The 25,496-nt window shown below is 61.0% G+C and carries 19 protein-coding genes and 1 pseudogene; 4 read left to right on the top strand and 16 right to left on the bottom strand.

Translation table 11 applies throughout. The annotated features are described in order from the left end of the window. Positions 1–298 precede the first annotated feature (298 nt). The 6 genes from NEZ08_RS20185 to NEZ08_RS20160 all read right to left on the bottom strand — a co-directional run bounded on the left by NEZ08_RS20185 (position 299) and on the right by NEZ08_RS20160 (position 8,105). On the bottom strand, positions 299–1,366 hold the full coding sequence (locus tag NEZ08_RS20185; protein ID WP_298110835.1) for a hypothetical protein: 1,068 nt from the start codon (positions 1,364–1,366) through the stop codon (positions 299–301). Positions 1,367–1,534: 168 nt separating this feature from the next. Then, the gene (locus tag NEZ08_RS20180) at positions 1,535–2,563 is read right to left on the bottom strand and encodes a hypothetical protein (RefSeq protein WP_298110832.1); all 1,029 of its coding nucleotides are present in this window, start codon (positions 2,561–2,563) and stop codon (positions 1,535–1,537) included. A 4-nt stretch (positions 2,564–2,567) separates the two neighbouring features. Beyond that, positions 2,568–3,404: a hypothetical protein gene (locus NEZ08_RS20175; RefSeq protein ID WP_298110830.1), complete on the bottom strand. Its 837-nt coding sequence runs from the start codon at positions 3,402–3,404 to the stop codon at positions 2,568–2,570. Further along, positions 3,397–4,851, bottom strand: coding sequence for a hypothetical protein (locus NEZ08_RS20170; RefSeq protein WP_298110827.1), 1,455 nt, complete (start codon positions 4,849–4,851; stop codon positions 3,397–3,399). Before NEZ08_RS20170 ends, NEZ08_RS20175 begins: the two co-directional genes overlap by 8 nt. Before the next feature lie 368 nt (positions 4,852–5,219). Then, positions 5,220–6,014 (bottom strand): fumarylacetoacetate hydrolase family protein, encoded by a 795-nt coding sequence (locus tag NEZ08_RS20165; protein WP_298110824.1) that lies wholly within the window; start codon positions 6,012–6,014, stop codon positions 5,220–5,222. 165 nt (positions 6,015–6,179) lie between these two features. Then, positions 6,180–8,105 (bottom strand): PAS domain-containing sensor histidine kinase, encoded by a 1,926-nt coding sequence (locus tag NEZ08_RS20160; RefSeq protein WP_298110822.1) that lies wholly within the window; start codon positions 8,103–8,105, stop codon positions 6,180–6,182. Positions 8,106–8,266: 161 nt separating this feature from the next. Here NEZ08_RS20160 and NEZ08_RS20155 point away from each other — a divergent pair, with 161 nt between their 5' ends. Both NEZ08_RS20155 and NEZ08_RS20150 read left to right on the top strand, forming a co-directional pair. Further along, a complete protein-coding gene (locus tag NEZ08_RS20155) occupies positions 8,267–9,499 on the top strand; it encodes a rhodanese-like domain-containing protein (RefSeq protein WP_298110819.1) in 1,233 nt (410 codons plus the stop codon). 224 nt (positions 9,500–9,723) lie between these two features. Continuing rightward, positions 9,724–10,914, top strand: a complete 1,191-nt coding sequence (locus NEZ08_RS20150; RefSeq protein ID WP_298110817.1) for a serine hydrolase — start codon at positions 9,724–9,726, stop codon at positions 10,912–10,914. Positions 10,915–10,924: 10 nt separating this feature from the next. Here the strand turns inward: NEZ08_RS20150 and NEZ08_RS20145 are convergent, their stop codons facing one another. Further along, positions 10,925–11,767 (bottom strand): hypothetical protein, encoded by an 843-nt coding sequence (locus NEZ08_RS20145; RefSeq protein ID WP_298110814.1) that lies wholly within the window; start codon positions 11,765–11,767, stop codon positions 10,925–10,927. A 281-nt stretch (positions 11,768–12,048) separates the two neighbouring features. On the opposite strand from NEZ08_RS20145, the gene NEZ08_RS20140 reads away from it, so the two are divergent. Further along, positions 12,049–13,695, top strand: coding sequence for an acetolactate synthase large subunit (locus NEZ08_RS20140; protein WP_298110811.1), 1,647 nt, complete (start codon positions 12,049–12,051; stop codon positions 13,693–13,695). A gap of 9 nt (positions 13,696–13,704) precedes the next feature. Here NEZ08_RS20140 and NEZ08_RS20135 read toward each other — a convergent pair whose 3' ends face one another. The 8 genes and pseudogenes from NEZ08_RS20135 to NEZ08_RS20100 form a co-directional block, all read right to left on the bottom strand. Continuing rightward, a complete protein-coding gene (locus tag NEZ08_RS20135) occupies positions 13,705–15,327 on the bottom strand; it encodes a glycosyl hydrolase family 17 protein (RefSeq protein ID WP_298110838.1) in 1,623 nt (540 codons plus the stop codon). 260 nt (positions 15,328–15,587) lie between these two features. Further along, on the bottom strand, positions 15,588–16,916 hold the full coding sequence (locus NEZ08_RS20130; protein WP_298110808.1) for an MFS transporter: 1,329 nt from the start codon (positions 16,914–16,916) through the stop codon (positions 15,588–15,590). Between the two features lie 101 nt (positions 16,917–17,017). Continuing rightward, positions 17,018–18,079: a transglycosylase SLT domain-containing protein gene (locus tag NEZ08_RS20125; RefSeq protein WP_298110805.1), complete on the bottom strand. Its 1,062-nt coding sequence runs from the start codon at positions 18,077–18,079 to the stop codon at positions 17,018–17,020. Positions 18,080–18,297: 218 nt separating this feature from the next. Beyond that, positions 18,298–18,564 carry a ribbon-helix-helix domain-containing protein gene (locus tag NEZ08_RS20120; RefSeq protein ID WP_298110802.1) on the bottom strand — a complete coding sequence of 89 codons (267 nt, stop codon included), beginning with the start codon at positions 18,562–18,564 and terminating at the stop codon, positions 18,298–18,300. 92 nt (positions 18,565–18,656) lie between these two features. Then, complete coding sequence (locus NEZ08_RS20115; protein WP_298110800.1) at positions 18,657–18,887, bottom strand: hypothetical protein; 231 nt, start codon at positions 18,885–18,887, stop codon at positions 18,657–18,659. Positions 18,888–19,001: 114 nt separating this feature from the next. Then, positions 19,002–20,357 (bottom strand): globin-coupled sensor protein, encoded by a 1,356-nt coding sequence (locus tag NEZ08_RS20110; RefSeq protein WP_298110797.1) that lies wholly within the window; start codon positions 20,355–20,357, stop codon positions 19,002–19,004. Between the two features lie 272 nt (positions 20,358–20,629). Then, positions 20,630–21,140 (bottom strand): annotated as a pseudogene (locus NEZ08_RS20105) (IS5/IS1182 family transposase); the annotation flags it as partial. Positions 21,141–21,710: 570 nt separating this feature from the next. Then, positions 21,711–23,399, bottom strand: coding sequence for a methyl-accepting chemotaxis protein (locus NEZ08_RS20100; RefSeq protein WP_298110794.1), 1,689 nt, complete (start codon positions 23,397–23,399; stop codon positions 21,711–21,713). Positions 23,400–24,138: 739 nt separating this feature from the next. Between NEZ08_RS20100 and NEZ08_RS20095 the strand changes: the two genes are divergently transcribed. Further along, positions 24,139–24,468 (top strand): PilZ domain-containing protein, encoded by a 330-nt coding sequence (locus NEZ08_RS20095; protein WP_298110791.1) that lies wholly within the window; start codon positions 24,139–24,141, stop codon positions 24,466–24,468. Between the two features lie 26 nt (positions 24,469–24,494). Here NEZ08_RS20095 and NEZ08_RS20090 read toward each other — a convergent pair whose 3' ends face one another. Further along, positions 24,495–25,049 (bottom strand): pyridoxamine 5'-phosphate oxidase family protein, encoded by a 555-nt coding sequence (locus tag NEZ08_RS20090; protein ID WP_298110788.1) that lies wholly within the window; start codon positions 25,047–25,049, stop codon positions 24,495–24,497. Positions 25,050–25,496 lie beyond the last annotated feature (447 nt).

Here is a 25,496-nt window from a genome sequence, read left to right as displayed (position 1 = left end):
TGCAAGGTTTTCGAGATCACGCGCGACTATACAATGTACGACCGCGCCGAGGCGCCGCAGCAATACCCGCCGGTCGAACGCCGTTAGGCGGCCAAATAGATCAAGTCAGTGGAAGTCTGACCGCGATAGAAGCGAGCTCGCTCGCCCCGCTCGCTAGAAGAGGTTGGGGCGAGGAGGATTGTCCAAGAGCACGGTGCGTCAAACACGCATCTCATCCGATCGCTTTGCGATCGACCTCTCTCCGCAAGCCCGCAAGATGAGCTGCCAGCCATCAAGGCGAGCCACCAAAATCATCACCCTAGTGCGGCACCATAGGCGCAGAGGCGGGAATGCTGGCGGTCGCATCGCTGCTCGAGGATTTGCGCAGGCGAATTTCGATACGGCGGCGCTGCTGAATGTCCCCGGGCGAGGGCGAAATCGCGAGCGTCTCGTCGGTGTTCACGAGCTGGGCGCCGGACAGCGGGATCAGCTTGTAACCGGCGAGCAGGGGGCTTTGACGCAGCACACTCACTACGGCGACCGCGCGTGCAAGCCCGAGTCCGGCATTATCCGCGGGCACCAGGCTGACGACCCCGGCCTCGCTCTTCAGGACGGGCAGCAGATCGCGATCGAGGTTGGAAAACTGGCGCACGCCGATCGGGCGCTCGTCGGTGTGGCCGACGACCTCGATGATATCGACGTCGTATTTGCGGATGTAGTTGAGAATCTCGAGCGGAGTCTTGGTCAGCAGCGTTTCCTGGAAGCTTGGCGACAGCTCCGCGCTTCCCGATTTGAAGAAATAGCCATCAGCCTCGCTCATGCGGATGATCGGGGGCCATTGATGACCGCCGGGGCCCGGCGCCATGCCGCGCGCCAACGCATCGAGCACAGCCTGGGCGGAAACCGGCGGCTCGCCCGGCTTGGTCATCGTCCGATTGATCGCTGCGACAATTTCGGCGTCGTGAAGGGCCTTGTCCACATCGATATTGTTGGCGCGGAGCGCCGCGATATTGGCGAGACCGTCGCGAAGCTCCTTCACTGTCAGGGTTTTCTCGATCTCCTTGACGACGCTGCGGCTATCCACCAGTTCGCGCCAGTACTGGTCGATGGCCTGAGGATCGCTCAAGCCGGAGAGGCTCTCGACCTTCTCGGCCACCGCCGCGCTCTTGCTCAGCGAATTGACCATTTTGCGGATCTGCTCGTTTTGCGCCCTTTCCTGCTTAAGTTCCTGCTCGGCGGCAATGCGCCTGCTTTCCTCGCGCTTCAGGAAGGTTGCCATCGCGATCAACAGACAGAACACCAGAAGAATCATGATTTCGGCCATGGTCAGGCCGAGCACCAGTCCGCGCCGGTACGATGATTGCTGCTGGAGTATCTGTCCTTCCATCGGCGATCGCTCCGATTCCGAGTTCGCAAATCGTTGCGGCAACCTCTGATGCGAACTTCGGGATCAAAGGAGCTCTGGCAAATATCAGTATTCAGTGCGGCTTTGAATTTGAAGTTCCTATGAACCTGAGGCGAATAGGAAATTCAATTCGCTGCAGCCGTGTTGGCTCTATCTTCTCGGTCTTTCGTTCGATCGCGGCGTCATGAGGCCCAGGGCGCGAGGGATGATGCCGCGTCTTGTGGCCTGGATCTCGATCAGCAATTCCCTCATGGCGTTGACGACGCCCTGCGCGTGCCGCAGGTTGATTTCTGCGCTCTGGGCCTGATGCTGGGCGTTATCGTTCAGCGCGTCGATCGCTTCGGTCAGGCGCGCGATCGTCGGCACCAGCTGGGTTCCGATCGCTTCCTCGGAGGTCCGGTGCGAGGTGAGGCGGGCAAACAGCGCATCGATCGATTCGACGATGCTGGTCGTGTTCCTGGCCAGCTCCTCGCCCTCCTGCACCAGTTGCCGGGAAATCTCCAGCACCTCGAGCGTCCTCTTGTTCAGGCTTGCCAGCGTTGCGCCGGAGATCCTGGAAGATTCCTCGAACGGCAGGCTCGCGCTTGTCGCAACCTTGTTCAGATCGGTGGCGAATTTCTCATGCACCTTGCCGATGCTTTCCCGCACCTCGTCCAGCGCATCGGCGATCGATTGCTGTGTCATGCGGCGGAAGTACCCGAATTCGAGAATCGAGCTCTCGAGTTCGCGTTTCACCCGCCGCGAGGCCTCGGCGAGTTCAAGCCGCGAGGCAGCCTCGGTCTCGACCGGGTCGCGCCGCATCTGGTTGAACATGATCCGCAAGGTGATGCCGGCGATCGTCGAGGCGATGGCGATACCGAAATTCTGCACGATCTGTTCGGCCGAGCCGGCCGCCGAAAACTGATAGAGTGACACGGCGAGGCTCGTCAGCGTGAACAGAAATCCCATGTAGTAGAGATTGTCGCCCGACTGGTCGTCGCGCAGGCGAAACAACCGCGCCCCGAGCAGGCCCGCATAGCCGATCATGATCATGACCGGCACCGCAGTGACCGCCATCGCGCCAAAATCGTTCAGCTTCGAGAAGATGATGTACCCGCTGCCGAAGACGACGACGGCAAAGAACAACAGTCCGTTCACGAGGCCGGGCGGCAGATTGGGCTTGAATTCGTAACGCCCCATGGCCTCAAGCTCCCTGCAACCGCTTGACACCGCCGAACGTGCCGCGGTTGTCTTCGATCCAGGCCTTCCAGAATTCCATGTGCTTGGTGCTGTCGAGGATCTGCTGGTTGCCGGTCTGCCGGGTCACGTAGCGCAGGATGACCGTGGCGCCATGCAGGTCGGTGCGGAATTTCAGGTAGGCCGGCGATTGCTTGTAGCGCTGGAACGACAGGTCGCCCGCGCGTGGATACTGGCTGTAATCCTTGGTGTATTCGATCATGTCGGAGATAACATAGAGCGTTTTGCGGGCCTTTTCCTGTGCCGCGCCGGAGAATTCGCTGATGGCGATATCCTGGATTGCGGCCATGATCGGCGAACTGTTCGCGCTGGCTGAGGAGACGCTGCTCTGGACGGCTTCGGCGGCGGGTTTGCGAAAATCCGCGATCCAGCGCAGCCGCGCGATGCGGGGATTGTCGGTCCATTCGCTCAAGCCGGCGCCGTCGCCGGGATTGCACTTTGAAAACAGCGAACGGCTGCGCACGCCCGTGATATCGAGGACACGGATATCGAGCTTGTAATAGGGCGGCAGCGTCGTGATCATGTCGTCGAGCTGACCCAATACTTCGCGCCGCGTCGTCTCGGGCAAGTCGTCCGAGGTATCCACCAGGACCACGGTTATGCCCTTCGGCCCATTGACCGGACAAAGCGTTTGGGCGTCGAGGACCGGGCGTTCGGGGGCCGAAAAATAGAAATAGGCCAGCGCGCCGCCGGAACCAATTGCGAGCAGCAGGAGCACGGCGCCACCGAAGCCCGACCAGCCGAGCGCCGCGGATTTGCGTTGCCTCGGACGGCGCCTAGCCACTCTTCTTCTCCGGCAGCAATTCGTCGATTTCGCGGTAGGTGCGCATTGCCTGCTCGAAGGCTTCGTGGATAGCCTTGACCTGCTGGCTCAGCAACGCCTGGGTCTCCGCGATCATGACGCGCAAATTCTCGCGCGCGCTGGCGCTCGGCTCCTGGCCGCCATAGCTGATCCGTTCCATGCTGTAAGCTCTGGCAAAATAGCCGGGAGCGGGCGTCGAGCGCGCCTTGCGGTTCGCTTCGCGGTAGATTTCGAGCAAAGCGCGGGCGGTCTGCTCGATCTGATTCTGGTGCTGGTCGAAGCGCTGGGCGAGCCGCTGCCTGCCCTGGAGCAGCGAATCGTATTCGCTGCGCCGGACCGACAGGTCGCGTGCCGCCTCGTTCATGGCCTCGGTGGCGTCTTCACGGATATCCCGAAGTCGCTCGATCAGTTCGCTGCGCGCATCGGCGAACTGGCGCGTCGCCTCGATCCATCGCCGCTCAAGCCCGGCATAGCCCATATACGGATCGAAGAACATCAAGCCGTCGGCCATCGCGATCAGCGAAAAAACAAAGCCAAGCGCGAACAGCAGCCATGAATTGATGTCGGTGAGGCCGTAAGGCGTGGTGAGCAGGCGATGCAGCACCTCCTGCCCCACATTGTCGCTCAAGGCGACCGCGGGTGGAATTTCGCGCAAGTGCGACAGCGTCAGATTCAGCGCGATCGCGAAAGCTAGATAGACCAGGAAAGATAGCACGCCGACCAGCTTCAAGAAATAGTTCCGGCGGTTGATCAGGCGGATCAGCACCATGCCCCAGAAGAAGCTGGCAGCGATGTTGAGCGCGGCGAAAGTCACCGCCTGCACGGCGCCGCCAAGCAGGCCGCCCAGATTGGCCTTGGCGAGGAAGCTTCCGTTGATCACGACCTCGATAATGAACAGGATCGCGAGAACGCCGATCTTCAGGATGATCTTGCCGGGACTCGCCAGCCGCGCCGGGCGTTCGATGCGGTGACGCTTGCGAAACTGCTCGCGCTCGATTTCGGACTCGTTGAGACGACGGCGCAGAACGAAAAGCTCGTCACGGCCGATAGTCGCTTCGGCGCGAAAATCGCCGACCGCCTCAGGCGCGGCCTGCTGGATGGTGGCAAAACGCTCTTCGAAAGAGAGCGCGTTCATCCGTTCGTCGTAGGTATGAAGCTGGTCGAGATAGATGACGTTCGCGTCGTGCTTGTGCGCCTCGATGCGCTCGACGATCTTGTGCTCGATGTCGTCCATCGTCTGCGCGTCCGAAGTCGGCCGGTCCTCGGCGCCACGCTCGGTGCCGAGCGTGGCCAGCCCGATTTCATCGGCGACGCGATCGACGTTCAGGTCGAGAAAAACCGTGGTGGCCGGACGGTAATGGTGGGCGGGTTGACTTAACAGGGCCCGGATGCGCGCGATGGCCGACGGGCGGGTTCCGGGAACGCTCACGATATCTTCAGCCTGCTGGTCACTGGGGTAACGGCCTGATTCGAATTATCACGGATTAAATGCTCTTGTCCGCCCCGGCTGACCATCCTCCCGATGATTTTAGGTGGCCGATTTTGTCCGGCCGAAGACGGTTTATCCATGGCGGGCTGGACGTTCGCACAAGACATCAGATCAGCTTTGGTGGCGATAACCTGAGATATCCGAGCCTGGTGGCCTGATGCCTACATTTGCTCTCTTCCCAGCAAGCAATTTTGCAAATGTTGGATCAAAGGACCATCAACACATAGACGTGCCTAACGGGGTTTCGAATTGGCATTCGCCTTGAGAGCTCTGCGGCGCGGTCGGTAGCGAATGCCATATCCATTGCACTATGCAGTGGAGCAGACCCGTACCTCGACTGCGCCCAGCGCCTCGATTTCGAAACGATAGTGCGCCTCGTGTTCGGGGAAGACGGTTTTCATGACGCTCCCGGTCATCACGATCTGACCCGCCTTCAGCGACGTGCCACGCGAGGCCAGGTGAGAGGCAAGCCAGGCGACAGAATTGAAGGGATGCCCGAGAATGTCCCGCCCATGCCCTTCGCCGATGAGATCGCCGTCCCTGCTCGCGAGCCCGCGCAAAGGCGCAAGATCCGGCCAATCCGGTTTGAAGTCCGAAAGGACAATGCCGGCATTCCAGGAATTATCCGCCACCAGCGAGCGCACGTCGAGGCTCGCATAATCCGCCGCCCTGTCGTCGACCAGTTCGATCGCGGCGCAAACGCCGTCGATGTGCGGCGCGATCGTCTCGGCGGTATGGGCCGCCGCGGCCGCAGGGATGTCCGATTTGATGCGGACGGCGATTTCGAACTCGAGGCCGAGCCTCCCGAAATCCGTCCGCTGCACCCTGTTTCCCGAACAATGCACGCGCGAGGCAAGTACGACGCCGGCAATCGGGTGATCGATCCGGCAAAATGCCTGCATTGCCGCCGATGTCAGCCCGACCTTATAGCCGACCGGCGCGCCGTTCTCACGAGACAACAGCGCGACATACCTGTCCTGAATATCATAAGCATCCGGAACGGTGGCAGGCGCAGCAGGCGGCCCCAGCGTCACGAAGCGGTGTCCGGCGAGGTGTTCGGTCACGAGCCATTCGGCCGCGCGCTGCGCCGCGATGTCTTCCATTTTTTTCTCCCGCGTTCCCGCAAACTTTAGCGCCTTGGGTGTCATCGTCAAACGGCGCGCATGCGGGACGTCGGCGCAGACCCATGCGCGGGCGTGACCTGTCATCCTGCGATCTTGAACGTCTTGAACCGCTGCAAAGGTCGCGCTGACAGGCTGGCAGCCGGACTAACGCCTGACGGCGCGGGCGATGGCTTCTGCCAGTTCGCGCTGACTAAAAGGTTTGGTGAGCCGCGGCAATCCTTCAGCCTCGCCCGGCGCGAGTTCGGCATAGCCGGTCGCCAGGATGATTGCGATATGCGGCTTTTCTGCACGGATTCGGCTGGCCAGTTCCGAACCGGTCATGTCCGGCATCAACTGATCGGTGATCATCAGGTCGATTTTCTTTTCCTGCCGCAGGATGTCGAGCGCGTGCAGGGCGGACGGCGCGCTGTAAACCGTATGACCAAGCTCTTCGAGCAGGGCCGACGTGTTGAGCGCCACGAGCGGATCATCATCGACGGTGAGGATCGCAAGCTTCTTGTTGAAAGGGGAGAGAACGACGGTCTCCTTGCCTTGCACCGGGGCGGCCGGAACGCCCGGCGCAACCGGAAGGTAAAGCTCGGCGACCGTTCCCACGCCCAGCTGGCTCTTCAGCGTCAGCTTCCCGCCGGATTGCTCGGCCATCCCATGAACCATCGGCAGGCCGAGACCGGTGCCCTTGCCGACGCCTTTGGTCGTGAAAAACGGTTCCATGGCGCGCTGGAGCGTTTCTTCGTTCATGCCGGTGCCGGTGTCGGTGACGCTGATACAGACGTAATTTCCTGCCTTCAGGCCCGGCACATCCGCCCGCTCCGTCGCGCCGATTGTGATCGTGCCGCCGGTGGGCATCGCGTCGCGTCCGTTGATCGCGAGGTTGAGAATTGCAAGCTCAAGCTGGTTGGCGTCGGCGGTCACCTTCGAAAGTTCGGGCGGGAAACTGGTTTCGACGCGCACCGTCGGGCCGAGCGAACTCTGCAGGAGATAGGTCATTTGCTGCACCACGTCGCGCACATCGACGGTTGCGAGCTCGAGTTCCTGGCGCCGCGCAAAGGCCAGCATCCGCTGGGTCAGCGCGGCGCCGCGCCGCGTTCCCTGAATGGCATTGTCGATCAGGCGGACGACTTTCGGATCGTTGCCGGGCAGCCGCCTTTGCAGGAGTTCGAGGCTGCCTTGAATGGCCATCAGCAGATTGTTGAAGTCGTGGGCAATGCCGCCGGTCAGGTGGCCGATTGCTTCCATCTTCTGCGACTGGAGCAGCGCTTCGCGGGCTTCCTCCAGCGCGCGCGCGGCGTTTCTCCGTTCAGTAATATCGCGGGTGATCTTGGCAAAGCCGAATAGCGATCCGTCGGGATTGTAGATCGCATCGATCACGACATGGGCAAAGAACTTCGTTCCGTCCTTGCGAACCCGCCACCCCTCTCTTTCGACGCGTCCTGTCCGTGCCGCAACCGCGAGCGCTTCCCGCGGCAGGCCGGCCTTTTGGTCCTCCTCGGTATAGAAGCGCGAGAAGTGCTGGCCGATGATCTCTTCGGGAGCATAGCCCTTTATTCGCTGCGCGCCCAGGTTCCAGCTGGAGACGAATCCCTCGCGGCTCAGCATGAAGATCGCGTAGTCGGTGACGCCCTGAACCAGCAGGCGAAACTGCTCCTGGGACTGGCGCAAGGCGGCTTCAGCCTGCCGCCGCTCGGTGAGGTCACGCGTGATCTTGGCGAAGCCGATCAGGGTGCCGGCCCCGTCGCGGATCGGATCGATCACCGTGTAGGCCCAGAACTTCGTGCCGTCCTTGCGGACGCGCCAGCCTTCGTTTTCGTATTTACCTTCGCCCGCGGCAATGTCCAGCGCCCGCTGGGGGAGACCGGCCTTGCGGTCTTCATCGGTATAAAAGCGGGAAAAATTCTCGCCGATGATTTCGGATTCTTCGTAGCCCTTGAAACGCTTGGCGCCGGCATTCCAGCTGGTGATGGTGCCGTCCGGATCGAGCATGTAGATGGCGTAGTCGGTAACGGCATCTACCAGCATCCGGAAGCGGCCTTCGCTCGATTTCGAGGCCTCCAGCCGTTCCGTGTGCTCCACGCAAGTCCCCTGCTCAAGACGCCGACTTAACGGCGATAAACGCCCGGCGAGGGGAGAAGTTCCCGCCAGGGCGGCGGCTGCCCCGGATCGTCCGGCAAGGTGTTGAAATATTGCAGGAGTCCGTGCAAGGCTGGACCTCCTCTCCGATAAGCTGCCTGTCCATGAACATCCCTCCCGTTACCCCCTCCCAGGTCCGCAGCATGCTGCTGCTCCGCCGGGAAATCGCGCTGCTCGACCTGCGCCATGAGGCAGCCTTTGCCACAGGCCACCCCCTGTTTGCCGCCAACATGGCGGTGGGGCGGATCGCGCTCGAAGCCGAGGCGCGCCTGCCGCGCAAGGATGCTCCGATCGTGGTCTACGATGCCGGCGAAGGCCTCGTTGCGGAGGCCGCGGCTCGTTTCGCTGGCTTGGGGTACAGCGATGTCCGCCAGCTCGAGGGCGGTCTTTCGGCTTGGCGGAAGGCGGGTTTCGAGATTTTCATCGACGTCAATTCCTACGCCAAGGCCTTCGGTGAGCTGGTGGAGTCGCGCCGCCATACGCCTTCATTGTCGGCGGAAGAGGTTGCCGCGCTGCTGGCGCGGCGAGCCGATATCCGGATCCTCGACGTGAGGCGGCCCGATGAATACGCGACGATGAACATCCCGGGCTCGGTGAGCATACCCGGCGCCGAATTGGTGCTTCGCGCCGGCGACGTCGCACCTGATCCAGCGACGACCATCGTGGTGAACTGCGCCGGCCGCACCCGGTCGATCATCGGCACGCAGTCGCTGATCAATGCCGGCATTGCCAATAAAGTGGTGGCGCTCCGCAACGGGACGATGGGCTGGACACTCGCCAACCAGGCGCTCGAACATGGCGCCGACCGGCATGGCGGCATCGGCCAGCTTGAAGGCGCGAGAGATAAAGCGCGCGACGTCGCCTACCGTGCCGGCGTGAAGCATTTGAGCACGGGCGAACTGGCTTTGCTCGAAAGCGATGCGACGCGAACGCTTTATCGCTTCGACGTTCGCCCGCTGAAAGATTATACGGCCGGACATATTCCCGCCTTTCGCCATTATCCGGGCGGCCAGCTCGTGCAGGAGATCGACATGGCGGCGCCGGTGCGCGGAGCGCGCATCGTGCTGACCGACGACAAAGGCGTGCGCGCCGATATGACCGCGTCCTGGCTCGCGCAGATGGGGTGGGAAGTCTATGTGCTCGAGGGCGTCTATGATGGCGCACTTGACGCCGGGCCGCCGCAAATCCTGCCGAAACCCGATCCCTCGCATCGCTACCGCCGTCCCTATGAAGGCACGGAGGCGTCGAGGGAAGCCATGCAGGCCTATTTCGATTGGGAATACGGACTCGTCGAACAGCTGAAGCGCGACGGCACCCATGGCTTCTTCGTGATTTGAGGAGGCCGCCGAGCCCTTCCGGAGACGACCAGTGCAGGAACGTCGGATCGGCGGTACCAGTGCGGTGAACCTGAAGCTCCTGTCAGTGTCGCCGCCGGTTCGTCATAGGACTTGAAATTCAAAACTGCACTGGAAACGTTATCGGTTGCTAAAGCTCCTTTGATTCCGAGGTTCGCATCAGAGGTCGCCGCGATAGTATGCGAACTTCGGAATCGGAGCTCTCGATGCCTTCCACACTCATGTCGGGTTTCCCACCGGCCGAAGCCAATCAGGTGACGCTGGCAAACTGGCGCACCGCCCCGTACATCAAATGGGCGTTTCAGCACGTGCGCGAAATCGTGCCGGCGGCAGATATTCCCAATGCGCCCGGCGATGTGTGGAAGCTCGCCTCCGAACCTCAGGATTTTGCCTCGTTTCGCTTCGAGCACCGCGGCAAGCCGTACGGCATCGACAAGTTCTTGAGCGAAACCGATACCGATGGTCTGGTCATCCTGCACCGGGGCAAGATCGTTCTTGAGCATTACGACAACGGGATGACCGCGGATACGCCGCATATTCTGATGTCGGTCTCGAAATCGCTGACGGCTTTTGTCGCCGGCATCCTCGTTGCGCAGGGCAAGCTCGATCCGGAACAAAAGGTTGTTTCGGTCATTCCGGAGCTCGAGGATTCGGTCTATTCCGGCGCGACGGTACGCCAGGTGCTCGATATGCGCGTCGGTCTCGATTTCGATGAAGACTATCTCGCGACGTCCGGACCGATCATCGAATACCGCAAGGCGACGAATTGGAATCCTCTCGGCCCGGGGGAGCGCCCAAGCGATCTCAGGACATTCCTCCGCGGTCTGAAGCAGCGCAGCGGGCCTGATGGCGGACCGTTCCACTATGTCTCGACCAACACCGACCTGTTGGGCTGGATCTTGGAACGGGCCAGCGGTGTCCGGTTCGCCGATCTGGTGAGCACGTTGCTCTGGAAGCCGATGGGCGCCCAATGCCCTGCCTACATCACCGTCGATCGCCTCGGCGCGCCGCGTTGTGCCGGCGGCATCTGCGCAACGGCCTTGGACCTTGCCCGGGCCGGCCAGCTGATCGTGCAGAACGGGCGGCGAAACGGCACGCCGATCATCCCTGCCGCCTGGATCGAGGACATGTTCGCTGGCGGCGATTCGAAGGCCTGGGCGGCTGGCGACCTGATTTCCTATTTCGGCGATCGCCCGATGCATTATCGCAGCAAGTGGTATGTTCTCCGGGATAGAGGCATTGCCATGGGGCTCGGCGTTTACGGCCAGAACCTCTTTGTCGATCGAGCAAACGAACTCGTCATCGCGAAATTGTCCTCGCAACCTCCACCGCTCGACAAGGACCTCGTCGACCTGACGATTACCTTTGCCGAGGCCATCAGCGATCAGCTGAGGTGAATTCGGCGGATCAAACCGCGCCTCGCGCCGCTCTCGGATCGCGGAATCGCCGAGCCCGCAGCAATCCTGCCAGGAGCGAAACGAGCCCAAGCGCGATCAGCGCCATGCCTGCCCGGGTCGCGGTCGATTCCCACCGGCTCTCGTCCGCGGCAGCCATGGAAGATGCGCCGGAAAGGGCCGGGGGCGCCGCGGAGGAAGCGGTGTTCCTGGGTGGCGGGACTTCCGCCAGGAGCATGTCGACGTCGACGGAGTGCGGTGCGGCGCGGTCGGGCGTGGGCTGATCGATCGCGTGCCGAGCGAGGACGGGTGCCGCGCTGACAGGTGCGGGCTGGGCGAGGACGGGTGCCGCGGCCACGGGTGCGGGCTGAGCGAGGACGGGCGCTGCCGCCACAGGCGGCGCCGCGCTGTCGGCCGTGGATGCGGAAGCCGTATCGACCGGCGCGGGCGCGGACGGCGCCGCTTGAGGCGCGTCGTCCGGTGCGGCGCTCAACAGCTGAGCCCGCGCATCCGCAACCGGCTTCTTGCGCAGCTCGGCCTCGTTCTCTTCGGAAGCAATCGCGGGCTGCTTCGCGGTCCGGTGACGGACCAGCCTCTTCACCGAGACAGCGGTCTCGGCGGTCTGGAACCAGCATTTGCGGTGACCATCGAGATGATAAACCCAGTGCTGGCCCGCCGTCGCCCTGCCGGGTTGCGACAGGCACTGCTCTCTGGCGGCGGGAGCAGGAGCAGCCGCGGGGGCCTCTGCGGGAGGTGGGTTGAACAGATCGGTCAACGGATTCGAAAGTGCAGGCGAGCTCGAAAGCCCCGCAGAGAGCAGAGAAACTGCAACGCAAATGCGCCGATAGCCGGACATGGAAACTCCGGTGTTGCGCCCCCAAACCGGGCGCGACCTTCGAACGCGAGCTGGGTCGCAATGCGGCCCCAATTCGGCAAGCTCGGGAAATTATTCGGGCAGACCAAGACCACCTCGCGGCGGATTTGGCCACCGGCAACCTGCAAATCTGCCGGGAATGCGATGTTGCGCGGCCGGCGAGGATACGGAGCCGCCTCGCCGCCGATAATCGCTTATATTGGCGTTGACGCGCACCCGGCATGCGTATCGACACCCGCTCTGCCATTCTATGGAGACCTGAAATGCCCAAGGGTTCTGACCTGCTTGTCGCAGCGCTCACTAATGAAGGCGTGACACGGATCTTCGGGGTGCCGGGCGAGGAAAACCTCGACGTCGTGGAATCGCTTCGCACCTCGCAGATTGAGCTCGTTGTTACGCGCCATGAACAGGGCGCGGCGTTCATGGCCGCAACCTACGGCCGGCTGACCGGCAAGCCCGGCGTTTGCATGACCACGCTGGGACCCGGCGCACTCAATCTCACGACCGGCGCAGCCTATGCGCTGCTGGGCGCGATGCCGATGATCATGATCACCGGGCAAAAGGGAATCATGAAGAGCCGGCAGGCCGGCTTCCAGATCGTCGATGTCGTGAGCGCCTTCAGGCCCTTGACCAAGATGTCGCGCCAGATCGTCTCCACGGCCACGATTCCGACGCTGGTGAGGGACGCGTTTCGGATCGCGGTGGAGGAACGGCCCGGCCCCGTCCTGCTGGAGTTGCCGGAAGATGTCGCCGGCGAAGAAGCCGGACCCGCCGCGATGATTCCGGTGCATCCGATTGACATTCCCGTCGCGCATCGCACTTCGCTTGACCGCGCAGCGGAATTGATCCTTGCGGCGAAGCGGCCTCTGATCATGCTGGGCGCGGCGGCATCCAGGCCGCGAAGCACCGCCGGCATTGGTGACTTTGTACGCCGCACGCGGATCCCGTTTTTCAACACCCAGATGGGAAAGGGGACCGTGCCGGGCGGCACCAACCTCTACATGGGAACGGCAGCGCTCAGCGAGCGCGACTATGTGCACGAGGCTGTCGATCGGGCCGACCTCATCATTGCGATCGGCCACGACACGGTCGAGAAGCCGCCCTTTATCATGGGGCCGAAGGGACCCCAGGTCATTCATGTCAGCTACACGCCGGCAAACGTGGAGCAGGTTTATTTCCCGCAATGCGAAGTGATCGGCGATGTCGGGCCGAGTCTCGAGTTGCTCGCGGATCGCCTCGAAGGCCGGTTGCGTCGCGCCGATGCGCTGCTGAACTTGCGCGAGGGAATCCTGAGCCGCATCGCCGACCGCAACACGGAAGACCGCTGGCCGATGACTCCGCAGCGCATCGTTCACGACGTCCGGCACGTCGTTCCGGAGGACGGCATCATCGCTCTCGACAACGGCATGTACAAGATCTGGTTCGCGCGGAACTATCGGACCTATTTTGCCAATACGGTGTTGCTCGACAACGCGCTGGCGACCATGGGCGCCGGCCTGCCGTCCGCGATGATGGCCTCCATGCTCTACCCCGAACGGCGGGTGATGGCCGTCTGCGGCGACGGCGGCTTCATGATGAATTCGCAGGAAATGGAGACCGCGGTTCGCCTCAAGCTCGATCTCGTCGTCCTCATTCTCGAGGACTCCGCCTACGGCATGATCCGCTGGAAGCAGGCGGTCGACAATTTTCCGGATTTCGGCTTGACCTTCGGTAATCCGGATTTCGTGAAATATGCCGAGAGCTACGGCGCCAGGGGATCGCGGGTCACCAAGTGCAGCGATCTCATTCCGGCGCTGGAGGCCGCCTTCAAAGGCGGTGGCGTCCATCTCGTCGTCGTGCCGATCGACTATTCCGAAAACAAGCGGGTTCTGGTCGATGAGCTTCGCGCCAAGGTAAAAGCGGTGGAATAGCGGAAGTCATTAACAGGGGCAGGCCCGCTCCGCACGCGCGCGCCACAGCGTAGCCGCGAGCAGTACGTACGCAGTGCAAGTCCACAGCGACTGCCAGTTGGCCGGTCCTTCGTTAAGCCCCGTATAGATAGCCGCCACCAGCAGCACACCGGCAAATATCGATTCGGCCAGAGGGCGGCCTCCGTTCCTGGGCCGATCGGATAGCGCCAGGGCCGCAAATGGCACGACCGCCATGCTCAGGGCGGCAAACGGAAAATCCTTGTCGCGCGGGTCGAACACAAGGCCCAACGCTGTCTCGGTGCCGATCAAGGTGATTGCGATCCAGACCGCTCCGTGAACAGTCCCCAGCGCCGACAGGGTCCGGTAATCTTTAGAACCCAACAATTCCGAAAATGTAAGGAGTGGACGCCCCGACAGCAGCGCGTTAGCGCCCAAGACCGGCGAAGCAGTTGCCGCCAAAAGAAAGGCGCCGCGCAGAAGCCAGTTTCCGGCCCCGTAACTTTCGTAAAACATCTTCTGGGCAGCGAGACCAAACAGGATTCCAGCCGCGGTCGCCGATATTCCGACTGCAAGCCATGACGCAAGCCGGGGCTGCCAGGGCTTGCGTTGCAACGCCAGCCATGCCGCCCCGAATACCAGGATCGTCAGAACCATTCCGCTGGCCATCTGCAGCTTCCAAAGCGGAAAATTGCTGATGGGAACGCCCGGCGGATATTTCAGTGCGCGCTGCTTCGAATCGAACAGGCCCCAATATCCTCCAACCGTACCCTCGATCTGTTGCTTCCACGACTCGTCATAGGCTTCGAACAGGCTGACGCGGAAATTCTCTCGCCGGGCGAGAGCGAGGATGTCGGAGATTACCCGGGCCTGATTGGTGCGCGACGGTAGCGCTGACTCGCGCATCCGTCCCTCGCTCGGCCAGCCTATTTCACCGATCAGGATTTCCTTGCCCGGAAATGCAGCCATCAGCTTCCGGCGGATGGCGTCGGCGTGAGCGGCGGCAAATTTCGCCCGCACCGGAACGTCGTCCCAAAATGGCAGCACGTGAATGGTGACAAAGTCGACGGCGTTATAGAGTTCGCGGTTGCGCAGCCATGAATCCCAGGCATCGGCGTAGGTGAGGGGGACGGCGACCTGCGCCTTGATCGAGCGAATCGTCGCGGCAAGTTCGGAAGCGGTCATTTCGCCGCGCAACAAGACCTCGTTGCCGACGACCAGCGCGGTGATGGTTTTTGGATATTCCCTGGCCAGGCGTATGCCTGTCGATATCGCCGTCATATTCTTCTGCCGGTTCCTGTCGAGCCAAATTCCCTGCATGACTTTGAGCCCCACCTTGGCTGCAAGTTCGGGAATCTGATCGAGACCGAGATCGTTCGCGTAGGTGCGGATGCAATCGGTTATTTTGGCAAGCTCGGCGAGATCTTCAGCAATCTGTTCTCGCGACACCTTCGTCGCGGGGGCCAGTGATGTCTGGTTGCCGCGAAAGGGAGCGTAGGACACGCATTGCAGCCTGGCATTCGGGTCGATCGGCGCGCTCGTCAAATCGATCGGTATAGCCAGCCACCGCCAGACGCTCGCGATCGTAGCCAGCGAGATCAGCAGGAGCGTCAGCGGCGTGCGAACGGAATTCAGCTTCGTTCTCCGGGCAGGGATCGTGTTGGCGCCAGGCCGGTTTCGCGATGCGACGCCAAAGGATGCATCTCTGAAAGCGCACCAGGCTTGATCCAGCTCAACTTCCCTGATCGGTGCGCGGCGCGCCTTCCGGGAACAGCAATGCACCTATCGGTTCGATACAGATCTTGGGCCGCGTCTGCTGGAATTGCCATTCGTTGCGCTACAAGTCATCGTCCCCGGACTGCCAACGAGCTGGCGAAGGCACTGCCTCGTCGCGCTCATTCCGGCAGCGCTGACGATGGTGGGCGCTCGAGGGCATCATTGTGACCAATTCCCAGGACGATCCCCATCGCGATGATGCCGAGGCCTCCGAGCAGCAACAGGCCGTCGGTATAGCTGCCCGTATGATCCCTGAGCCAGCCCATCGCGAACGGGCCGGCGAATCCCGCGAGATTGCCGATTGAATTGATCACCGCGATGCCGGCGGCGGCGGCCGCGCCCGACAGGAAAGCGGTCGGCAAGGTCCAGAACACCGGCAGGCACGCGAAGATGCCGAATCCTGCGAGACAGAATGCGAGCATTTTCAGGCTGGGATTGTCGAAAAGCGCAGCCAGCGCGAGGCCGACGGATGCGACGAACAACGGGATCGCCGCATGATAGCGTCGCTCCGCGGCGCGATCCGAGCGCCGGCCCCACCAGACCATGGCGATCAAGCCGACAAGGTATGGCGCGGCAGACACAAGCGTCGTGAGGAAGGTGTTGATCCCGAATGCCTTGACGATCTGCGGCAGAAAGAAGCTCAGGCCGTAATTGGTCGCGACCGCACCGAAATAGACGAGGCTGAGGCCGATCACGCGCGGATCGAACAGGACCTCGGATACCGTGTACATGCGCACAGCCTCGCGCTGGCGACGCTCGAGCAGCAGCCTGTGGCTGAGCCATTCCCGCTCGTCGGCCGACAACCAGAGCGCGTCCGCCGGGCGGTCCGTCAGGTAGAAGAACACGACGATGGACAGGATGATCGCCGGGATCGCCTCGATGAGAAACAGCCATTGCCAGCCCGCGAGGCCGAGGCCGCCGTGCAGATAGAGCAGGAGGCCCGAAACGGGTGCGCCGATGACGGTCGAGAGTGGAATTGCGGCCATGAAATAGCCGACGATCCTGGCGCGGTACTCTGACGGAAACCACAGGGTCAGATAGAAGATGATTCCCGGGAAGAAGCCCGCCTCCGCGGCGCCGAGCAATACGCGCAAGAGATAGAAGCTGGTCTCATTGCCGAGCCCGGAAACGTGCGAGATCCAGGGCAGAGATGCCATCAATCCGGAGAGGATTCCCCAGCTCAGCATGATCCGGGCAATCCATGTGCGCGCACCGAGACGCTCGAGCAGGAGGTTGGAGGGCACCTCGAAGATGAAATAGGCGATGAAGAAGATGCCGGCACCGAAGCCAAACGCCGTCTGCGACAGGCCGAGATCCCGGTTCATCGTGAGCGCGGCGAACCCGACATTCACCCGGTCGAGATAGGCGATGAAGTAGCAGACGATAAGAAACGGAACGAGCCGGGTCGTGACCTTGGCGATGGTTCTGGCTTCGACGTCCTGCAACATCTGAATCGTCCGATATCGGAATTCAACTCACCGTTGCTGCGCATGTTCCTGAGGGGCGGATGCGATCGACGGACCTTGCGGCGCACCGCAATATTCAGGCCTCAGGCCTCGGGCCGCCGCGGCGTTGAGGCCGGATAGTGCGCCGAGAGCGCGTCGACACGGTCACGCCACATCGACACGAAGGCGCCCGAGGTGAGGCGATCGACCGACTTCCACTCGCGTTTGACCGCCGGCAGCGTGTTGCCCCAGATGGCGCGCTTGCACCATCGTTCGCCCTTTGCCACCCCTTCCTGGGTCGCGCACATCGACTTCCAGGCAATCTGCTGGGGGTGGGTGACGTGCTCGGAGGCTCCTTCCCAGCCCTGCTGGTGGATCAGGTAGAGATCGGAAAACGTCGGCTTCTTGTGCGTCACGGCTTCGAAGAGCGCGGCTTCGGTGACGAACTTGTAGGCCGCAGCCATCGCATTGTCGCGAGCATTGAGGATGTCGCCGGACCCGAACTTCCTGAACTCGGACTTGCTCAGCTGGAACAGGCCGATATAGGAGCCGGTTCGCTCCGTCGGGTTGAAATCGGACTCGATCTTGGCGACCGCTTTCATGAAATTGGTGTCGAGGCCGAACGCTTTGGCGGCGCGTTCGATCTCCTGGATGGGCGTTCCGAGCGGAATGTCGTGCAATTCCGCCAGGGCGATCTTCGCGGGTTTCTCCGGCGGCGGAATTTCAGAGTACGCGTAGTATTTCAGATACGACACTTCGCCTTCGTCCGGATTGGGCGAAGCCGCAAGCGGAACATCCGGCTGGGGGCTGGCCTCGGCTTCGGGCAGCGTCGTGTCAAGCTTGGCCTGTAACACCCGCTCCTGCGGCGGCGAACTGCCCGCATCGGACGGCATCACAGCGTCCGGTGCCGCGGCGCGGAATTCCTCCGCAACAATCGCATTAGCCGACGATCTTGTTTCGAATCTCGCCGCGATGGCCGAGGCCGGAACGGCTGCGCTGAGGTTTGCCAGGACCGCCGTCACGTTCAGCGGCATCGTGCTGAAGGCATCGGCAACTCTCGCGTTCGGGCTTGCCCCGTGCAAGCGCGATGCCGCGATCTGATGAACCGCGGCAAGCGAGGTTGCGCCGAGCGCGCCGGCAAGGCAGCCTATTTGCCAGATCTTCAATGTCACAAGCCGCGTGGCCGCGGCTTCCCCATTCAGTTTAGTCCCCAACGACAGCGCCCCGAATTGGCACGCAAATTAAGGGCGTGAAGGGATGATAATGGGGCGTACTTGTGGCGCTGGTGGGGTCAGCCGCGGTCGCGTTGGGGCGAGAGGGCTGCTGCCGCCGGAACCAGGCCATCTGCCATTTGCAAGCGGGCGCCTGATACGCCAGCGCCGTTTCAGAACGTCACATCGGGCGGTCGCAAACTGTCTGTCGACCGCATAGCGCCAGCCGCTGTTCTGAAGTGGTCGAGCACAAACAAGCGTATCGCCGAAGAAAGATTACCCAGCTGGCGTCTTCGGTCGATGTCGCTGACAAGCGCGGAAGGCGTCGTGCCGCGCTCGCCGGAGATCTCCTTTACCGCGATCCAGAATGCTTCCTCGAGGCTCACGCTGGTCTTGTGACCGCGAACGAGGATCGAGCGCTTCGTGACGGACGATTTCATTTTGTGCCTTTCCCTCGCCGGGAAATTCCCAAGTCGCCTTGGAAGCCCCGGTGCTCCGACGCGAGATGCCGAAGCGCCGGCGGCTTCTCGTTTCACAGCCCGACTGCTTTTTCTTTGGCGAGCCTGAGTTTTGCTTCGACCGAGACAAGCTCGTTCTCGATGATTTTCCTGACTGCGGGGTTGGCAATTTGGCTGGAGATTTTCCGGATGTTGGATACCGAAAGGTCGAGCAATGAGACGACACGGCAAAGTTCGCCATGCGCCCTTGCGCGCAGCTCAAGGACCCGGTTCAAGAGCTGGGGGCAGACGTCGTCGACCGTCATGAGGTCTGAGCGAAGAGGCGGCACGATCCGCGCAGGCTTGGCTGAAAGTTTTACAACATTTGGCAAGGTCGTTTCCTTTGGTCGGACAGAAATGATCAAAACGGACGGATGTAATTATGCGGCGCGGATTTCCGCCAGGAAGCGTTCCACTTCGCCGCTCAGCAACTCTCCCTCCTGCGCGACACGCGACGAAGCGGTCATGACCTGCGTCGACGCTGCTGCGGTTTCATTTGCCGCCTTGCTTACGGCCTCGATGCTCGATGAAACCTCGGTCGTGCCCTTCGCCGCCTCCTGAACATTCCTGGAAATCTCCTGCGTCGCCGCCCCTTGCTCCTCGACGGCGGAAGCGATGATCGAGGATATCTCCGACATCCGGTCGATAATTCCGCTGATCTCCTTGATATTTTCAACCGACTCCTGGGTCGCCGACTGGATACCGGAAACTTGCTGGCTGATATCGCTGGTCGCCTTTGCCGTCTGTTCGGCAAGGCTCTTTACCTCGGCGGCAACGACGGCAAAGCCCCTGCCGGCCTCTCCGGCGCGAGCTGCCTCGATCGTGGCGTTCAACGCGAGCAGGTTGGTCTGTCCGGCAATCGAGCTGATCAGATCGACGACGTCGCCGATCTTGCCTGCGGCCTGCGACAACGAATGCACGCGCGCATCGGCTTTGTTGGCCAGTTCAACGGCATCCCGTGCGATCCGCGCCGATTCGTTCACCTGACGCGCGATTTCGGCGACGGAACTCGCCATTTCCTCGCTGGCCGAGGCGACGGATTGAACGTTGACCGAAGCCTCCTCTGATGCCGAGGCCACGCCGATCGCCTGCTGCCTGGTCTGCTCGGAGGTGTGCCCCATGCTGTCGGCAGTGCTCTTGAGTTCGTTTGAAGATGATGACAACGCGGCGAGCGCGCCGGTTGCCTTCTGCTCGAAAGCCGCAATCAGGCCGTCCACGGCTCGTTGCCGCTTTGCGCGGTCGTCAAGCATCGCTTCCTGATAAATGGAGATGGCAAAGTCCATGTCGAGCATCACGGCGCGGTCGACGGCTGTGATCACTTCTCCAAGCCGCTTTTTCTTCCAGCCGTAGGTTGCGACCGCGATCTCCACGAGGTGCGACAGCACGAAGGCATAACCGCCGATGTACCAGCGCGGTTCGAGCCCGATCTTGTTGTGGATGAGACCGATCGTGCGCACGCCCTGGATGTAGGCTTCGTCAAAGCGCCCGTTGAACAGGCGCTCCCAGTGGGTGCCTTGGGCCTTTTTCAGGCGGTCCGATTGGCTGCCAATCAGTTTGGAGAGGTTCGGTTCGCTGCCGAGATGCCGGTAGAAACCCTCCAGCACCCGTGGCAGCGCCTTCTCGACGGCAGGCCAGAATTCTCTGAGCGCATCGCCCGTTTTGTGGTCGATGCGCATGAATCGCAGACGGGTGTCCCGGTCGTGATTGCTATTTCCGGTTTCGGTATTTTGAGTCATTATGGCTCCTGCTGCCTCATGCGAATGACTGCAACATCGGGTCACTCGCGCGGCACAGGGAAAATACGGTCGTATATTTACTGGCCGCCTAAGCACGATCGTGCCAGATCAGTCCGGCTCTGCCACCGCGATCGCAATCTTGCTCAAATCAGATAGCGATATTTACCGAAGTAAAGCCGCGAGGCATTTTTCGCGCGTTGCGCCTGTTCCTGCAGCCATTCATTCTAGTCTGAGGGTTTCCCTGACAGTAATCGCTTCTTACTGAACTCCGGCTATTTGTCTGTCGCGAACTGGGACGCGGACTCAGTGAGGCGCAGCCATAGTCGGATTGACGGGAGTTGAACGACGGCCAAGTTGCTGGCAGCAATCCTGTCAACGCGTCGCCACCCTTCGACATTGTTTGATACCGTTGAAGAACCGTTCGACCCGATTGCGAGCGCGGTCGACGTACGGGCTGAAGCAGGGCTGATCACTGCGTTTGCCTTTTTGGTGGAATGTTGGCCGCCCTTCTACATGGCAAGTTGCCAGATCCAGCCTACGTCATGGCCAGGGTCGGCAAGCATTATTGACCCGGATTTCAGACGAGATAGGAATTTTCCGTAAGTCGAATCAGCGCCGGCCGTACCGGCAGACCATTCTTTCGACCACCGCATGGATTTTGCTCGTCAAGCCACGCGGGACCGCCATCGATTTGCGCCTGTCTTCTGATGCATGCTCCATGCTGTGCACCTGGACAATGGAGGCGTCGATCATCTGGACAGCGGCATCATGGACAGCGGCAAGTGGTTGTGTGATGCAACTCCGGTTCAGCGAAGCGGACATCAGCGTACCCACGATCTTTGATGAATCCGTCGAAAATGCCCAGCAGCGGACCAAATCGCTCAACGCTTGAGAGCGAGATGCAGTAAAGCCGATCAAACTCGGCGAACCGAGTTACCGTCAGGCATCATAAAGCGCTCCTGCCAACCGCGGCGACTATCAATCCAGGCATCTCTCAAGGCAAAGAGCGCACGCGCCATCCGGACCGTTCAACATGCGGTTTCTCCTGCAGGGCTTAATGGCCTCTGCAGTCAACCAATGTCATCTAGCCGCGTCGACAAGCTCAGATCGCTGTTCAGCCTCAGCAGCGTTCTTGGCCCGAAACTCGCAATCTTTACCAATCGCCCGCAGCAAAATCGGAGCGTTGACGGCCCGCATTTCTCTAGGTCTCCGAAATAATCGTTCAATTAGCCTGGTCGGCAGTTTGAGGTGATCCAACGTCGTTCGCACGGGGGCGAAATCGACGCCGATCGAGGGGAGTATTTAGCTTTCGCGCTTGGAATAGAGGTTCGTCCCGACGAACGGCCATGATGCCTAGGCTGCCCGCACATTGGCCAGGAAACGATCCACTTGCTGCCGCAGCCGATTGCTTTCGATGGACAGAGATTGGGCTGCCGATAGTACCAGCGCGGAAGCTGATCCCGTTTCCGAAGCCCCACGTTGAACGTCCGTGATATTCGACGACACAAGCTGCGTACCCTGGGATGCTTGCTGGATATTACGGGAGATCTCCTCGGTTGCGGCGCCTTGCTCTTCCACGGCCGCTGCGATGGTCGAGGATACCTCTGAAAGCTGCTCGATCGTCGAGGAAATCTCCTTGATCGCCTGGACAGACTCTTCAGTCGCGGCCTGAATGGTGGATACTTGCTGACCGATTTCGCCGGTCGCCTTGGCTGTCTGCTCGGCAAGTGCCTTAACCTCTGACGCTACGACCGCGAAGCCGCGTCCCGCCTCTCCGGCTCGCGCGGCTTCGATTGTCGCGTTGAGCGCAAGTAGATTGGTCTGTCCTGCGATCGTGTTGATAAGATCGACGACATCGCCAATGCTGGCCGCAGCTTTCGACAGCTGACTGACCTTTACGGTCGTCGTTTTTGTCTGATCGACCGCCGTGGAAGCCATGCGGGCGGAAGATTGCACCTGTCGGCTGATCTCGTGTACCGACGCCGATAGTTCTTCCGTTGCCGACGCCACCGACTGGAAGTTCGTGGAAGCCTCTTGGGACGCCGACGCGACGGTCGTCGCCAAGTTCTGCGAATGCTGCGCGGTCAAAGTGAGCGTGCTTGCCGATGCCTCAAGTTCCGTGGACGCCGACGATACCGTCTCGACAATCTCGCCGACTGCCGCCTCGAATTCTCCGGCCAGGCGATGCATGTCCGCCTTGCGCTGAGCTGCTCGCTCCGCCTCGGCTCGTGCGGCTTGCTCCTGTTTGTCGGCCGCCTCGCGCGCGGCATTCTCGCGAATCACGCCAACTGTTCGGGCGATTTGCCCAATTTCATCGCGGCGATCAAGATTCGGGACCGCGATGCCAACATTGCCCGCAGCCATGGCGCCCAGAGCCGCGTCCAGTTGGGCAAGGGGGAACGTGATGCTCCTCCGCACCGTAAAGAAGAATAACCCGACAGATGCCAAAAGCACCACGATGAACAATCCGACACTCCGCCATATCGCACGGGTCGTCGTCTCTGCTGCTTCCGAAGCTCGGCTGGAAGCCAGGAATAGCAGCCTCTCTTTGGCCTTGGTGAGCAACTCGGTCGGCGCGCGATCGATTCCGGAGACGGCCCTGTCGCCAAACGTGCTGTCCAAACCATTATCCTTGAATGCTTGCAGCCCGCGCCGATAGTCATCGCCCATGCTCTTATGGGCTGCGAGAAACCGCGCCAGAAGTTGTGCGGCGTCCCGATCCGCAACGCGCGCACTCAGCGATTCGACTGCCTTTTGGACGTCAGTCTCGTGCTGCTGAAAATTGGTCCAGTATTTCTCCAAAGCCTCGGGCTGCTTGCCCCTCAGCAACAAGTCCTTCCATTCCTGCACCTGCTTCTTGAAGTCTGCTTCGGTCGCAGCGAGGCCAACTGCGTTTTGCTGACTGGGCACAACATCCCCACTGTAGATTAATAGGGATTTCATGAGCTGCGAAAATCCGAGTGCGCCGCCGCACAGGAACAACAATGTGCAAATTCCAAAAAGAGAGAGCACCTTGCCGCGCACACCAAATGAAAATCTCACGATAGCACCCCGCGTATGTCTGCAAGTCCAAGATATTCTGCTATTTGGTGCAAGATGAATCGCACCTGTAACGTGCATCAAATTTGTAAGAGCTCTTCCAAAGAACGTTTGGTTCGCTCGTCGAAGATATTTCGGTTGCCCATCGTTTGTTGGGCGACCGAGCCGACACAATGATGATCGGTTGAAAAAGTGCGGGGTATCATCACGATTTCCTATGGCAGGACGCGAATGATCCACAACTGACCCTCGCTGGGTTGCGAAGGCAGGTGGGCTCGGCGTCGAAGGTGGAGGGCCCCATTTCCACCTGGAAGTGTTTGCGGGTCACAGGCAGAATACGGTCGTATATTTACTGGCCGCCTAAGCACGATCGTGCCAGATCAGTCCGGCTCTGCCACGGCGGTCGGAATCTTGCGCAAATCAGATAGCGATATTTACCGAAGTAAAGCCACGAGGCATTTTTCGCGCGTTGCGCCTGTTCCTGCAGCCATTCATTCTGGTCTGAGGGTTTCCCTGACAGTAATCGCTTCTTACTGAATTCCGGCTATTTGTCTGTCGCGAACGAGTGGTTCAATTCTGACATTTGCATGCCTTCACAGCTGGCAGTTTTGCAAATGTCTGAATCAAAGGACCACTCGGAAATATAACTATCTTGTGGAGTGTTGGATTTGACATTCTCTTTGAGAGTCTGCGGCACGGTGGGCAGCGAATGTCAAATCCACTCCACTCGCGCGAGGGCGGAATGACATCTTCTGCGGAGCGGCGGGACGGCAACCGGGTCAGGTTTGATCACGGCTTTGAATGCCGAATCATGGCAATCGACGCGACGTGGCAGCGCGCCTGCACCATGAAGGACGCGTCGAACAGCGGGGCGAAGCTGATCGTTACCGGGTCCTTGCAGGGTCTCCAGTTGAAGGAGTTCTTTCTGGTTCTTTCGCCGACGGGGCTTGCGTATCGCCGCTGCGAGCTTGTTCGGCTCAATGGCGAGGAGATCGGAGTGAGGTTTCTCCGGCAGCGCGGCGAGCGCCAATCCCGCAGCGGGAAGGCGTTGCCGCAGCCGAATTCGCATTAAATGCGGAACTCAGCTCGAATCGCCTGTCACGCGGGCGACGGACCATCCCACCGGTGTCGCGCGACGTTGAGGTGGACGTTGAGATCGTAGCTCGAAAATGCCACCAGATCGCTGTGACCAAAGCCCCGGGAATAGTCGAGGACCGAGAGAACCTCGGGTGTCATTCTGAGCAATACGACGTCGGACGGGGACGGCCGCGCCGCGATGTCAGCCGGCCGGCTTCTGTTCTCCGCCGGTGAGGCTTCGGACGAAAGCTCGGGATAACGCTTCAATCTGAGTTCGGCGACATAGCTGAATTCGCTCTGATCAGTCACCCTCGATGTCGAGGCGGCAAGCGACAGCGCCTTGATCTGACGGGGGGCCTGGCAATCCGGGCCAATGGCGATCGAAACCCGGGGATCGCGACCGATGTTGGCGAGCTTTTGCGAGTTGTGAGCAACAAAGCAGTACAGCAAGAACCCGTCATTGATGTATCCAACGATCGTCGCTTGCGGCCAGCCGTCGGGCCGGTTGGTTGCGATCGTCATGATCCGGTTCGAACCCAACACGTCCAGTATGGTTTCCCTCAATTGCGAGTCCATCACGCACTCCGGAATAGCGATTCGAGCAAGAGGCCGGAAAGGCTTCGGATGCGAGGCGGGGCATCGCTCCAGCAGGGCGTGAGGCGGGATGCTTGCAGGTCCACGAATCGAAACTCTTATGGAAATACAGACCGCGGCAAACCTGCGGTCAGGGCCGGAGCGTTGTTTGATCTGGATCAATCCGCCGCAAACATTGCGACACGTTTGGCAGTTGATGAGTGGTTTGGCACGGCGTGAGCATCGCCAAGCGGCACGGCGCAACCTTTGATTGGCTGATTTTCATCATGCCAAGTGTCAGAATTGTCCTCTTTGGAATCAGATTGCCCCAGAAATTTTACGATGCCCTCTCGTTCCTTTCCCCTCGCCAACCACCTGGTGATGCGCACGTCCGATGCGGAATATGCCCGTGATCGGTTGGTGTCTGTCTACGGAGCAACAGGATTTGAC

The sequence above is a fragment of the Bradyrhizobium sp. genome (assembly GCF_027451485.1).
Classification (GTDB): Bacteria; Pseudomonadota; Alphaproteobacteria; order Rhizobiales; family Xanthobacteraceae; genus Bradyrhizobium.
The sequence above is the reverse complement of the archived record's forward strand: the minus strand, read 5'-3'. Positions and strand labels throughout refer to the sequence as shown.